This window comes from Streptomyces cyaneofuscatus, from assembly GCF_042718795.1.
In the GTDB taxonomy this organism is placed as follows: Bacteria; Actinomycetota; Actinomycetes; order Streptomycetales; family Streptomycetaceae; genus Streptomyces; species Streptomyces cyaneofuscatus_A.
In genome coordinates this window covers 131,044-143,746 of the sequence record NZ_JBHXOX010000023.1, presented here as the reverse complement: position 1 = coordinate 143,746, position 12,703 = coordinate 131,044, and the positions used below count along the sequence as shown (strand labels likewise).

General features: G+C 71.4%; 11 protein-coding genes and 1 pseudogene. 2 read left to right on the top strand and 10 right to left on the bottom strand.

Annotated elements, in window-relative coordinates:
- Nucleotides 1-231 precede the first annotated feature (231 nt).
- The 6 genes from ACFWRT_RS25750 to bldG form a co-directional block, all read right to left on the bottom strand.
- The gene (locus ACFWRT_RS25750) at nucleotides 232-483 is read right to left on the bottom strand and encodes a hypothetical protein (RefSeq protein WP_380952109.1); all 252 of its coding nucleotides are present in this window, start codon (nucleotides 481-483) and stop codon (nucleotides 232-234) included.
- A 320-nt stretch (nucleotides 484-803) separates the two neighbouring features.
- Nucleotides 804-2,324 (bottom strand): DUF7059 domain-containing protein, encoded by a 1,521-nt coding sequence (locus ACFWRT_RS25745; protein ID WP_380952108.1) that lies wholly within the window; start codon nucleotides 2,322-2,324, stop codon nucleotides 804-806.
- Nucleotides 2,325-2,477: 153 nt separating this feature from the next.
- Complete coding sequence (locus ACFWRT_RS25740) at nucleotides 2,478-3,128, bottom strand: small secreted protein (protein ID WP_380952107.1); 651 nt, start codon at nucleotides 3,126-3,128, stop codon at nucleotides 2,478-2,480.
- Nucleotides 3,129-3,473: 345 nt separating this feature from the next.
- Nucleotides 3,474-5,927 (bottom strand): sodium-translocating pyrophosphatase, encoded by a 2,454-nt coding sequence (locus ACFWRT_RS25735; protein ID WP_380952106.1) that lies wholly within the window; start codon nucleotides 5,925-5,927, stop codon nucleotides 3,474-3,476.
- Between the two features lie 457 nt (nucleotides 5,928-6,384).
- The gene (locus tag ACFWRT_RS25730) at nucleotides 6,385-6,846 is read right to left on the bottom strand and encodes an ATP-binding protein (protein ID WP_380952105.1); all 462 of its coding nucleotides are present in this window, start codon (nucleotides 6,844-6,846) and stop codon (nucleotides 6,385-6,387) included.
- A gap of 208 nt (nucleotides 6,847-7,054) precedes the next feature.
- Nucleotides 7,055-7,396, bottom strand: a complete 342-nt coding sequence (bldG, locus tag ACFWRT_RS25725; RefSeq protein WP_093690221.1) for an anti-sigma factor antagonist BldG — start codon at nucleotides 7,394-7,396, stop codon at nucleotides 7,055-7,057.
- Between the two features lie 79 nt (nucleotides 7,397-7,475).
- Between bldG and ACFWRT_RS25720 the strand changes: the two genes are divergently transcribed.
- Nucleotides 7,476-9,983: a DEAD/DEAH box helicase gene (locus ACFWRT_RS25720; protein ID WP_380952104.1), complete on the top strand. Its 2,508-nt coding sequence runs from the start codon at nucleotides 7,476-7,478 to the stop codon at nucleotides 9,981-9,983.
- Nucleotides 9,984-9,987: 4 nt separating this feature from the next.
- Here ACFWRT_RS25720 and ACFWRT_RS25715 read toward each other — a convergent pair whose 3' ends face one another.
- Nucleotides 9,988-10,470, bottom strand: coding sequence for a TlpA family protein disulfide reductase (locus ACFWRT_RS25715; protein ID WP_380952103.1), 483 nt, complete (start codon nucleotides 10,468-10,470; stop codon nucleotides 9,988-9,990).
- 210 nt (nucleotides 10,471-10,680) lie between these two features.
- Here ACFWRT_RS25715 and ACFWRT_RS25710 point away from each other — a divergent pair, with 210 nt between their 5' ends.
- Nucleotides 10,681-11,157: a DUF3515 family protein gene (locus tag ACFWRT_RS25710; RefSeq protein WP_380952102.1), complete on the top strand. Its 477-nt coding sequence runs from the start codon at nucleotides 10,681-10,683 to the stop codon at nucleotides 11,155-11,157.
- A gap of 384 nt (nucleotides 11,158-11,541) precedes the next feature.
- On the opposite strand, the pseudogene ACFWRT_RS25705 reads toward ACFWRT_RS25710, so the two are convergent.
- The 3 genes and pseudogenes from ACFWRT_RS25705 to ACFWRT_RS25695 form a co-directional block, all read right to left on the bottom strand.
- Nucleotides 11,542-11,760, bottom strand: a pseudogene (locus tag ACFWRT_RS25705) (Rv3654c family TadE-like protein); the annotation flags it as partial.
- Between the two features lie 161 nt (nucleotides 11,761-11,921).
- Entirely contained in the window at nucleotides 11,922-12,392 is a 471-nt protein-coding gene (locus ACFWRT_RS25700) for a TadE family type IV pilus minor pilin (protein ID WP_380952101.1), read from the bottom strand.
- Nucleotides 12,379-12,540 (bottom strand): DUF4244 domain-containing protein, encoded by a 162-nt coding sequence (locus ACFWRT_RS25695; protein WP_380952127.1) that lies wholly within the window; start codon nucleotides 12,538-12,540, stop codon nucleotides 12,379-12,381. Before ACFWRT_RS25695 ends, ACFWRT_RS25700 begins: the two co-directional genes overlap by 14 nt.
- Between the last annotated feature and the right edge of the window lie 163 nt (nucleotides 12,541-12,703).

The window sequence follows — 12,703 nt, the reverse complement described above, 5'->3', positions numbered from 1 at the left end:
AACGCTTCCCGCAGTGCTGTCGCTGCGGAGTGTGACGGTACAACCCGCCCCCGTGTCAAACGGCAAAAGCCCGCAACGGCCACTCGAACGGTAACCCGACTTCCGCCATTCCTGCCGCCCGGACCGTCGGGTCCGCGCCGCGCGAAGTCCTGACCTAGGGGTATCCGTAGGTGGTTGCGGTGATCGTCCGGCGGCCCCCCGACCCGGGCGGCGACCTGACGGGGACGGGGATCAGACCAGCGTGAAGCACCACACGCCGAGGACCAGGAAAACTACGCCGAAAAGAGTCGTGAGTGCGGTGGAGGCGACGGGGCTCACACCGTGCAGCACCGGCGCGCGGTGCAGGGCGCGCGCCCCGGTCCAGATGAGGAGCGCGGCGCCGAACAGCGCGAAGGCCGTGCCGGCGAAGACTGCTGCGACGCTCTCCATGTCGTACCCCTCGACCCTGTCGTACCGCTCGAGCCCGTCGTACCGCTCGATCATGGGGGAGGCTGCCACCCCGGGGCGTCGGCGACACGAACCCCGGGTGAACAGCACACACCCACGCGGAGTACCGGGGTCGTCACCTGACGTCAAGGGCCTGGGGCGGGCCCCAGCGGCGCGCTGAGCGGAATTCGTGCACCGAGCGGGAGGAGGTCGACGTTCAGCGTGAAGGCGCTGATGAGAAGGGTGTCGAGGACACGGAGCACGGCCCGTCCGATCCGGAGCGGAGTCCGGCGGACGGGGCACGGCCCGTCCGGAGCGGAGTCCGGCGGCGGTGCGCCGCCGGTCCGGATCGCGCCGCCCTCGGCCGAGCCGAGGCCCTAGCCGGAAACGGCCCCCGGCACCGGCTCCAGGAAACCCTCCTCGACCAGCAGCCGGATCGCCTGCGGGGTGCGGTCACGCAGGAGCACCGGGTCCTCGGACATCAGCTGGGCGATGGCGTCCAGGATGCGTCCGGCGGGCAGCGACCCGTCGCACACCCCGGCAAACCCGGCGGCCACCGCGTCCACCTTGGTCGCCCGCATCATCCCGCGGTGCTGGCGCAGCACCACATGCTCGGGATCCTCCGCCCCGGGCAGGCCCACCTGCTCCTGCACGACCTCGGCGGCGAGGGTGAAGTGCCCGGCGAGCAGGGCGGCGTCGTCCTGGTCGCGCAGATAGTCCTGGCGGGCGAAGTGCTCCTCCACGGCCCGGCCCAGCGGCTGCTGCACGGCGTGCGGCCACTCCTCGACGACGATCGACGGGCGCCCCTCGGCCGCCGCGGCGGACCGGCGCAGCGTGATCCAGCCGAAGCCGACGGACGTGGTCCCGCGCGCCTCGAACTCGTCGAGCCACGCCTCGTACCGCTCGGCGTACGCGGCCGGATCGCTGCGGTGGTCGCCGCTGTCGCGCAGCCACAGCTCGGCGTACTGCGTGACGTCCTGGGCCTCGCGCTGCACGATCCAGGCGTCGCATCCGGCGGGCACCCAGGAGCGCAGCCGGTCCTGCCACTCCTCGCCCTCCACGTGCTGCCAGTTGGCGAGGAACTGGGCGTAACCCCCCTCGTTCAGATGGCTCCCCGCCTGCTGGACGAGGGTGCGGCAGAGGTCGTCGCCGGCCATGCCGCCGTCCCGGTAGGTGAGGCGGGCGCCGGGCGAGATGACGAAGGGCGGGTTGGAGACGATCAGGTCGAAGGTCTCCGTGCCGACGGGCTCGAAGAGGGAGCCCTCGCGGAGGTCGGCGGGGGCGGCGCCGGACAGGGCGAGGGTGAGCCGGGTGAACTCCAGGGCGCGGGGGTTGAGGTCCGTCGCGGTGACCCGGGTGGCGTGCTGCGCGGCGTGCAGCGCCTGGATGCCGGAGCCCGTACCGAGGTCGAGGGCCGAGGCGACCGGCGTACGGACGGTGATGGAGGCGAGGGTGGTGGAGGCCCCGCCGACGCCGAGGACGACGCCCTCCTCATGCGAGCCGATCCCGCCCGCACCGCCGACCGCGCAGCCGAGGTCGGAGACGATGAACCAGTCCTCGCCGTCCGGACCGCCGTACGGGCGTACGTCGACGGTGGCGCGGACCAGGCCGTCCTGGACGCTCACCCAGCCGTCCCGGACGCACTCCTCCAGCGGCAGGGCGGCGCGGGCCTGCTCCTCGGGCACGGGCCGCTGAAGGAGGAACAGCCGCACCAGCGTGTCGAGCGGCGACGCGCCCCGGGTGGCGCGCAGGGCGGGCACGGTCTCGCTGCGGGCGAGCGCGGCGTAGGCGGCGGCGCCGAGCCGGTCGAGGAGGCCGTCGGCGGTGAAGGCGGCGGCGAGCAGCGCCTCGCGGAGGGCGGCGGTGTGGTCGGGTACGGGAAGGCTGGTCTCACTCACCCGACCATTGTGTCCGGTCCCACCGACAACGGCAGCGGCCCGGGCACCCACCGGGTGTCCGGGCCGCCGCACCGAGGCCGTACTCGCGGCCCTGAGACCGCCTGATCCTCCGAAAGCCGAAGGAGGCCGAGGGAGGCCGAAGGAGGCCGAGGGTTACGCCTTCTTCTCCTCCGAGGCCGATCCCGAGGCCGACGCCGAAGGGGTCGCCGCGCCCGCTTCCGGCGCCGCGGATCCTCCGGGGCTGGCGGGCCCGGTCGAAGGTGCCGGCTTCTGGCAGCCCTTCTGCTTCGACATCGCGGCGCCGACGTCACCGGACTGGAGCTTCTTCAGCGCCTGGTCACCGCTGGTGCTGATCTTGTTCAGCTCGTCGGCGATGCCCTTGAGGCCGTCGGCGAACTTCGCCTGGTCCTTGGTCTCCAGGGCGTCGACCTTGGTCTTCAGACCCGCGTACGCCGTGGCGGAGGCGTTGAGCTCCTTCACGGCCTCCTTCTGCGTGGTCTCGCCGCCGTCGACCGGCGGCGGACCGGCCGAGTCCACGGCCGTGCCCAGCGACTTGTACGCCTGGGAGATCTGCTGGAAGGCGGCCGAGTCCGTCTTCTGGACGTCGGCGGGCTTGCTGTTGTCCGCGGTCTGCTGCTGGATGGAGGCGTTGGCGTTGGCGATCTTCTGCAACTGGGGCTGGACCTGGTCGCAGACCTTCTTGGCCCAGTCGTTCACCTTGTTGTCGCTGTCGTCGCTGCAACCCGACAGCGTCAGTACGAGTACCGCACCGCCGGACAGTGCGGCTGCAAGCTTCTTGTTCACCGGTTGGGTCCCTTCCAAGGCTCTCGGCCCCGGAACTTACACGCCGAGGGGGCTCCATCCGGATGCCGGGCATCCGATGTGCACCCTTTTGAAGCCATTTGCACCAAGGGAAATGAGGGAGACGCCACTCAGTCGGAGATTCCTACACCCGTTCGGTCACTCACCAGAACGACGGGATTTGATCACCGGCCCCCACAAAGGAGCACGCCCAAAGGAGCACGCCCAAAGGAGCACGCCCAGAGGAGCACGGCCAAGGGAGGCAAGGCCAAAGGAGCACGGGCGGGCGGTACGTCAACACGCACCACCCGCCCGCACAGTGACGGAAGGTCACCCGGAGACAACCACCTACGGGGCCGCCGCCGGGTCCGGTGACGGGAGCGACGGACCGCCACCGTCCGAGGCACCGCTGTCGTCGTCGCCCACGGCGATGCCGCGCCGCTTGGACACGTAGACCGCGCCGACGATGACCACGACGGCGAAGACGGCCACCAGCGCCCGGATCCAGGGGTTCGCGTCCGCCCCGTAGCTGAACTGCACCACCGCCGGGGCGATGAGCAGCGCGACCAGGTTCATCACCTTCAGGAGCGGGTTGATCGCCGGGCCCGCCGTGTCCTTGAACGGGTCGCCGACCGTGTCGCCGATCACGGTCGCGGCATGGGCGTCGCTGCCCTTGCCGCCGTGATGCCCGTCCTCGACGAGCTTCTTGGCGTTGTCCCAGGCCCCGCCGGAGTTGGCGAGGAAGACCGCCATCAGGGTGCCGGTGGCGATGGCGCCCGCGAGGTACGAGCCGAGCGCGCCGACGCCGAGGCTGAAGCCGACCGCGATCGGCGCCAGGACCGCGAGGAGGCCGGGCGTGGCCAGCTCGCGCAGGGCGTCCTTGGTGCAGATGTCGACGACGCGGCCGTACTCCGGCTTCTCCGTGTAGTCCATGATCCCGGGGTGCTCGCGGAACTGCCGCCGGACCTCGTAGACCACGGCCCCGGCGGACCGGGAGACCGCGTTGATGGCGAGCCCGGAGAAGAGGAAGACGACCGCCGCGCCGAGGATCAGGCCGACGAGGTTGTTGGGCTGCGAGATGTCCAGGCTCAGCCCGAGCTCCCCCGCCCCGGCCCCGACGTCGGCGACCGCCGAGGCGATGGCGTCACGGTAGGAGCCGAAGAGGGCGGCCGCCGCCAGGACGGCGGTGGCGATGGCGATGCCCTTGGTGATGGCCTTGGTCGTGTTGCCGACGGCGTCCAGGTCGGTGAGCACCTGGGCCCCGGCGCCGGTGACGTCCCCGGACATCTCGGCGATGCCCTGGGCGTTGTCGGAGACCGGTCCGAAGGTGTCCATGGCCACGATGACCCCGACCGTGGTGAGCAGCCCGGTCCCGGCGAGCGCCACCGCGAAGAGCGCCAGCATGATCGACGTACCGCCCAGCAGGAACGCCCCGTAGACGCCGAGGCCGATCAGCAGGGCGGTGTAGACGGCCGACTCCAGGCCGATGGAGATCCCGGCCAGCACCACGGTCGCCGGGCCGGTCAGCGAGGACTTCCCGATGTCCTGGACGGGGCGGCGCTTCGTCTCGGTGAAGTAGCCGGTGAGCTGCTGGATCAGCGCCGCGAGGACGATGCCGATGGCCACCGCGACCAGGGCGAAGACGCGCGGGTCGCCGCCGTGCGTGGTGATCGCCTCGTCGGTGACCCCGGTCAGCCCGGCGTACGAGGACGGCAGATAGGCGAACGCGGCCACGGCCACCAGGACAAGCGAGACCACCGCGGAGATGAAGAAGCCCCGGTTGATCGCGGTCATCCCGCTGCGGTCGGCGCGGCGCGGGGCGACGGCGAAGATCCCGATCATCGCGGTGACCACACCGATCGCCGGGACCATCAGCGGAAAGGCCAGACCGGAGTCGCCGAAGGCGGCCATGCCGAGGATGAGCGCGGCGACGAGCGTCACGGCATACGACTCGAAGAGGTCGGCGGCCATGCCCGCGCAGTCACCGACGTTGTCGCCCACGTTGTCCGCGATGGTGGCGGCGTTGCGCGGGTCGTCCTCCGGGATGCCCTGTTCCACCTTGCCGACGAGGTCGGCGCCCACGTCGGCGGCCTTGGTGAAGATGCCGCCACCGACCCTCATGAACATGGCGATCAGCGCAGCGCCGAGGCCGAATCCCTCCAGCACCTTGGGCGCGTCGGCCGCGTAGACGAGCACCACGCAGGAGGCGCCGAGCAGCCCGAGCCCGACCGTGATCATTCCGACCACACCGCCGGTACGGAAGGCGATTTTCGTCGCCCGGTGCGAGACGGCGGTGAGATCCTTTTCCGGTTCGCCTTCTCCCGGAGTCGCCTCACGCGCGGCGGCGGCCACGCGCACATTGCTCCGTACGGCGAGTCGCATACCGATGTATCCGGTCGCGGCCGAGAAAAGGGCACCGACCAGGAAGAAGAGCGAACGCCCCGCGCGCTGCGACCAGTTGTCGGCCGGCAACACGAGCAGCAGGAAGAACACGATCACGGAGAAAACGCCGACCGTGCGCAGTTGCCGCGCCAGATAGGCGTTGGCGCCCTCCTGGACCGCCGCGGCGATCTCCTTCATCCGCTCGGTGCCCTCGCCGGCCGCCAGGACCTGGCGCACCAGCAGCCGGGCGACGACGAGCGCGGCGACGGCGACGACCGCCACGATGATGACGATCAGCCGGTTGTCGTCGGTGAGGACCGCCGCCGCGAGGGAGACGGGCCCGTCGGAAAGTGCGGATTCCTGCGTTGGTGCAGCCGGTGCGGCCGGTGCAGCCATTGGGGTGGTGAAGAACTCCGCCATACGTCCTCCTTGACGCTCAGCGCTCAAGACGTGGACGGATTGTAGGGAGCGGAACGGGATCAAAACAGTGGTCCGGAAGAGAAATGATCGCGCCCCCTCAAACGCCGAAAGATCGACGGAGATATTTTCCCGAATGCAGTAACGGGACAGGCGCATTACTCCGACTCATTGCCCGGACGCATTACGGAGAGGGGCTGCGCGGGACCGCAGGGGAAAGGCCCTGCTCAGCAGGGCCCGGAAAAGGAAGTGGCGCACGCGCCACGGAAGGTCGCCGGCCTTCCGCCGCACGGGAAACCGGCCAGCCGCCGTACGGCGGAACCGGCGTGACGGCGCCCTACGGGAAGACGGCATGACGGCGCCGTACGGGACACGAGCGTGACTACGCCGTACGGGATCGCTGGTAGGGCGCCGTACGGGACACCGGCAGGGCGCCTCGCGGGACCTCAGGCCTCAGGCCTCAGGGGCGCACCGCGGCGAGGGCCGTCGGCCAGGTCATGCGGATGGTTCCGCCGTCAGCACCGGAACGGACCTGCACGTCGTCGACGAGACCACTGATGACCGCGAGGCCCATCTCGTCCTCGCCGCCGTCGCCGCCATCGCTCGCGGGCTCGTCCGGGCCTCCGGCCGCGCCACCGCGCGCTCCGGGCGTGGCGGGGTCGCTCCCGGGCTCGGGAACGCCGTCCCCGACCTCGATGGAGAACGCCTTCTCCTCCTCGGTCAGCACGACGCTGACGGGCGCGGTGATGCCGTGGCTGCGGTGCAGACCCACAGCACGGCTGCACGCCTCGCCGACGGCGAGCCTGACCTCGTCGAGGACCGCCTCGTCGACGCCGGCCCGGCGCGCCACGGCGGCCGCCACCAGGCGGGCCGTCCTGACATGTTCAGGCTGGGCACTGAAGCGGAGTTCAACGGTGGCCATGCGATCCCCCTGGAACGTTCGGGCGTACGCGTCAGAGGCCCGGGCCCACAGCCCGGCACCTCTGCTCTCCTCCTCCGGAAACCGACGGGATCGACAGAGCGGACAGCCGACCCGGAGGTCGACCGCCTGCCCGCCACGGCATGGTTTCTGCCGCTGTCGGCCCGTTCACTGCCTACGACCGGCCCAGGGGCCGGTCGGGAAGCCGACCTCAGTCGGTGGCGGCGACAGCCTCGTCGACCGTGGTGTGAATCGGGAACACCTTGGTCAGGCCCGTGATCCGGAAGATCTTGAGAATGCGCTCCTGGTTGCAGACCAGGCGCAGCGAGCCCTCATGGGCCCGGACACGCTTCAAGCCGCCCACGAGCACGCCGAGGCCGGTGGAGTCGAGGAAGTCGACACCTTCCATGTCGACAACCAGGTGGTAGCTGCCGTCATTCACCAACTCGACCAACTGCTCGCGCAGCTTGGGCGCGGTATACACATCAATCTCGCCACCGACCTCGACAACCGTACGGTCGCCAACATTGCGAGTCGACAGGGACAGGTCCACGGATCCTCCAGCACCTTGCTATCGAGCGGTCGCCCCTCGGTCTCCCCGACGGAGGCCAGGGGACGGATCGCCAGCCGCGATGGCATTCAATCACTTACCAGCAGCCATGCACGACGCCTTGGGACCATTGTCCGTCACGCCAGTGACACACTCGGTGCCGATGGCCAAGAATCACCGTCCCGGACGACCACCCGAGAGTGGGGACACGCGCCCCTCTCCCGCCATGATCCTCGACCGGCTCGCCGCAGGGGCGGGCCGGGCCGCGCGCATCACTCATACGGAGCACCTGCCCCCTAGATCGGGAACCCATGCCATCTGGCCGGATCGCATCCGGCCAGAAGTGATCTCGGCGATCGAAGAAGCCGGAATCGACCATCCGTGGGCCCACCAGGCGGCTGCCGCCGAGCACGCGCTGGACGGCGAGTCGGTCGTGATCGCCACCGGTACGGCGTCCGGCAAGTCGCTCGCCTATCTCGCCCCGGTCCTCAGCACCCTGCTGGAGGGCTCCGAGGCCCCCAACGGCCGCGGGGCGACCGCCCTGTACCTCGCCCCCACCAAGGCGCTCGCCGCCGACCAGCGGCGCTCGGTGAAGGCCCTGGCGGCTCCCCTGGGCAACGCCGTACGGCCCGCGGTCTACGACGGCGACACCCCGGTCGAGGAACGCGAATGGGTGCGCCAGTACGCGAACTACGTCCTCACCAACCCCGACATGCTGCACCGCGGCATCCTGCCGTCCCACCCCCGCTGGTCCTCGTTCCTGCGCGCGCTGCGCTTCGTCGTGATCGACGAGTGCCACACCTACCGGGGCGTCTTCGGCTCCCATGTGGCCCAGGTCCTGCGCCGGCTGCGCCGCCTCTGCGCCCGCTACGGGGCGGACCCGGTCTTCCTCCTCGCCTCCGCCACCGCGGCGACCCCCTCGGTCGCCGCCGGGCGCCTGACGGGCCTGCCGGTCACGGAGGTGTCCGACGACGCCTCCCCGCGCGGCGAGCTGGTCTTCGCCCTCTGGGAGCCCCCGCTGACCGACCTGCACGGCGAGAAGGGCGCCCCCGTACGCCGTACCGCGACGGCCGAGACCGCCGACCTGCTCACCGACCTGACCGTCCAGGGGGTCCGCTCGGTCGCCTTCGTACGGTCGCGGCGCGGCGCCGAGCTGATCTCGGTCATCGCGAAGGAGCGCCTCGCCGAGGTGGACCGCTCGCTGCCGCAGCGGGTCGCCGCCTACCGAGGGGGGTACCTCCCCGAGGAGCGCCGCGCCCTGGAGCGGGCCCTGCACTCCGGAGAGCTTCTCGGCCTGGCCGCCACCACCGCCCTCGAACTCGGCATCGACGTCTCGGGCCTCGACGCCGTCGTCATCTGCGGCTACCCGGGCACCCGGGCCTCCCTCTGGCAGCAGGCGGGCCGCGCCGGCCGCGCCGGGCAGGGCTCCCTGGCCGTCCTGGTCGCCCGGGACGATCCGCTGGACACGTACCTGGTGCACCACCCCGAGGCGCTGTTCCGGCAGCCCGTGGAGTCGACCGTGCTGGACCCGGACAACCCCTACGTCCTGGCCCCCCACCTGTGCGCGGCCGCCGCCGAGCTGCCCCTCACCGAGCCCGACATCGCCCTCTTCGGCCCCGCCGTGCCCGAGCTGCTGCCGCAACTGGAGGCGGCGAAGCTGCTCCGCCGACGGGCCTCGGGCTGGCACTGGACCCGCCGTGAACGGGCCGCCGACCTCACCGACATCCGGGGCGGGGGCGGCCGTCCCGTCCAGATCGTGGAGGAGGGCACGGGCCGTCTGCTGGGCACGGTCGACGCGGCCGCCGCCCACACCGCCGTCCACGAGGGCGCCGTCCACCTCCACCAGGGCCGTACCTACCTGGTCCGGAAGCTGGACCTGGAGGACTCCGTCGCCCTGGTCGAGCAGGCCGACCCCCCGTACTCCACCGTCGCCCGCGACACCACGGCCATCTCCGTCCTGGAGACCGACACCGAGATCCCGTGGGGCCAGGGGCGGCTCTGCTACGGCTCTGTCGAGGTCACCAACCAGGTCGTGTCCTTCCTCCGCCGCAAGCTGATGACCGGTGAGGTCCTGGGCGAGACCAAGCTCGACCTGCCACCGCGCACCCTGCGCACCCGCGCGGTCTGGTGGACGGTCACCGAGGACCAGCTCGACGCGGCCCGCATCAACCCGGAGATCCTCGGCGGCGCCCTCCACGCGGCCGAGCACGCGTCGATCGGCCTGCTCCCGCTCTTCGCCACCTGCGACCGCTGGGACATCGGCGGCGTCTCGATACCGCTGCACCCGGACACCCTGCTGCCGACGGTCTTCGTGTACGACGGCCACCCGGGCGGCGCCGGATTCGCCGAGCGCGCCTTCCACACCGCCCGTACGTGGCTGACCGCGACCCGGGAAGCCATCGCCTCGTGCGAGTGCGAGGCGGGCTGCCCGTCCTGCATCCAGTCCCCCAAGTGCGGCAACGGCAACGAGCCCCTGCACAAGCGGGGCGCCGTACGCCTCCTGACCGAACTTCTCAGGGGGGCGCCGCCGGAGGAGCGGACGGAGACGCAGACGACGGAGACGCAGACGGAGGACCGGGCCGACACCTGACGGATCAGACCGGCAGCAGCGGCGTGACCAGCTTCTTCAGCTCCGCCTCGCCGATCGCCCCGATCCGCGCCGCCGCGATCCGCACCTCAGGGTCGACGATGAGCGTGACCGGGTGGCCGACGGTACTGACCACGCTCTTGGGAAGGCGGAGAAGCTGCCGCCCCTGCGGGTTGTGCAGGCCCGGATACACGAGCGCAGCGTCCTTCTCGAAGGCGCGCGCCGCCTCGACCGGGACATTCGCGTTGGCCCCGACCACCCGCCGGCCCTTGGCCTGCAACTCCTCGTGCACCCGGGAGAGGCCGGGAGCCTCCGCACGGCACGGGGCGCACCACGAGGCCCAGGCGTTGACCACGACGACCTTGCCCCGCAGCTCTTTCAGGCTGACCCGGCCGTCGCCGTCCCCACGCTTCCCGGCCAGCTCCGGCATCGCCGGCCGGTCGGCGGAGGCGAAGGACTTCAGCGGTCCGGGCCTGCGGGCGTCGTCCACCGGCGGAGGGGCCGCCGAGCACCCCGCCAGCGCGGCAAGCAGAAGAACCGCGGCACAGGACTCCGTTCCGAACCAAGCCCCTTGGGGAGGAGCCAGAAGGGGCTTTGCCTCAAAAGGCAAAGAAGAGGCCTGCATTCAGGTCGTCTCCCCCCATGTCATAGCGTGTCGCACGACCACCTCCCCCGGAGCGGGAAGACGAACTGTTTGCGCATGCCCCGCAAACGCACAACCCTCCCCCTGGCCGCTGTCGCCGTGGCTGTCGCCGCCGTTCTGGTCTTCGTCGTCACCAAGGAGCCCCACTACAACGTCCGGCCGGGCGCCCAGTCCGGCAATGCCCATTGCGGGCGCATAACGGAGAACGCTCCCGGCAAACTGGCAGGGCACACCCAGCACGCCACCAAGCTGGCGGGCGTCGCGCTCTGGGGTGACAGCAACATCGTTCTGCGCTGCGGCGTGACGGAGATCAGTCCCACCTCGGACCCCTGCTTCTCGGCCGACGGCATCGACTGGGTCATCGACACCGCACGGTCCACCGACACCCAAAAGGTGATCATCACCTATGGCCGCACCCCGGCCACCGAGGTCACCGTCACTCACTCCCCCAAGGCACCCGACGAGATCCTCGTCGAGCTCTCGGCCCTCATCGCGCCGATCACACAGACCTCGCAGTGCATCCGGTCCGAGTGAGAACCCGTCGTCCCGGGGCGGGTTCGGACGACTCAGTCCTCCGCATCGCCGACCGGAAGACAGCACCAGGGCGGCCGGTCGTGCGCCCGCCCCTCGCACGGAACGGGCGCAAACCGCGGCGTCCTGGCGGCTATCGGCTATCCCCAGTTCCTGGGCCAACTGTCTGTTGCCCAGCCCCGTACCGAGCAGAAGGGGAACCTCCCTCTCCCGGCCGGTGAGGCTCTCCGACCGCGCCGCGCCGCGGCCCACTCGGACGTGCGGACCGTCTGACACCGTGCGGCGGCTCGTGGCCGAAGCGAAGGACGACCGGCCGGCCACCGCACCGGGACCCGCCGGAGGCGCGGCCCGGGCCCGGACAGCGGGCGCGTAACGCCCGAGGCTCGACCGGGCGACCACATCGGCGATCTCCCCGTGGACCGTGCAACGGACGAGCACCGCCTTCTGCGCCCGGGCCACTCTCCGGGCCGCCTCGCACGCGACCTCCGGCCCCTCCAACGACCGGTCCGCAGCTGCCAGCGCCGCCAAATCAGCTGCACCACCGGCTCGGTGACGTGCGGTCACGGCCTGCCCGAGCTCAAGTACAAGGGCGAACACCGCGCACATGGCCATGGTGGTGACAGCCACCCACACCGTCGCCACACCCCGGTCCCCTCCCCGATTCCGCTCCCCACCCGGCCGCCCGCCCGGAGCCCGGCTCCGGACCCGGCCCCAGGCCTCCTCCTGACGGCACCGCCAACGCCCGCCGTCTTCAGGGCCCGTCGACTTCACGGGCCAGCACCTCCCACCGTGTCCTCGGCCAGGGCGGCTGCCTCGGCGCGCAACGTCAGGGCCAGCGCCGCCGGCCCCGGAGTGGGCGCCTCCACCGTTACGCGCCACAACTCCCCGGCCCTCCCCACCGCGACCCGGGCCCCATGAGGCGCGGCATCGCGCGTGGCCGTCAGCACCGCTGCCTCCGGCTCCGAACGGGCCGCGGCCCGTGCCCCCGCCCGTGCCGCGTCCACACACCGGATCTGGACCGAGGCCGCCGCCAACGCCCAGAGCAACGCCATGGCGAAGGCCACCAGCACCGGGATCACCACAGCCGCCTCCGCCGTCACCGCCCCGCGATCCCGAAGCCGGCACACGCTCCGCCGTCCGGCCCCGGCTTCGGCTTCGGCTTCGGCTTCGGCTTCGGCTTCGGCTTCGGCTTCGGAACGTCTGCTCCGCCGTCCCGCCCCGGCCTCAGAACTTCGCATCGAGTGCGCCCTCGATCATGGACTGCATGGCCGACATGACCGGCCCACTGTTGACCACCTTGTAGAGCACCGCGGCGAAGGCGCACGCGGCGATGGTGCCCACCGCGTACTCGGACGTGGTCATCCCGCGATCGGACGACCCGACCAGCCTTCCCTGCCACCGCGCTACCCACGTCGCCGCCGACCGGCCCGCCACCCGCGTCGTCCGCCGTGTGCGGCTGGGCGCCCCAACCACGCGCCCCTCTCCTCCCGTTCGCTTCGTCAGTTCCGTGCGTCCCTCGAACTTCTTGTTCATTTCGTCCCCGATGAGC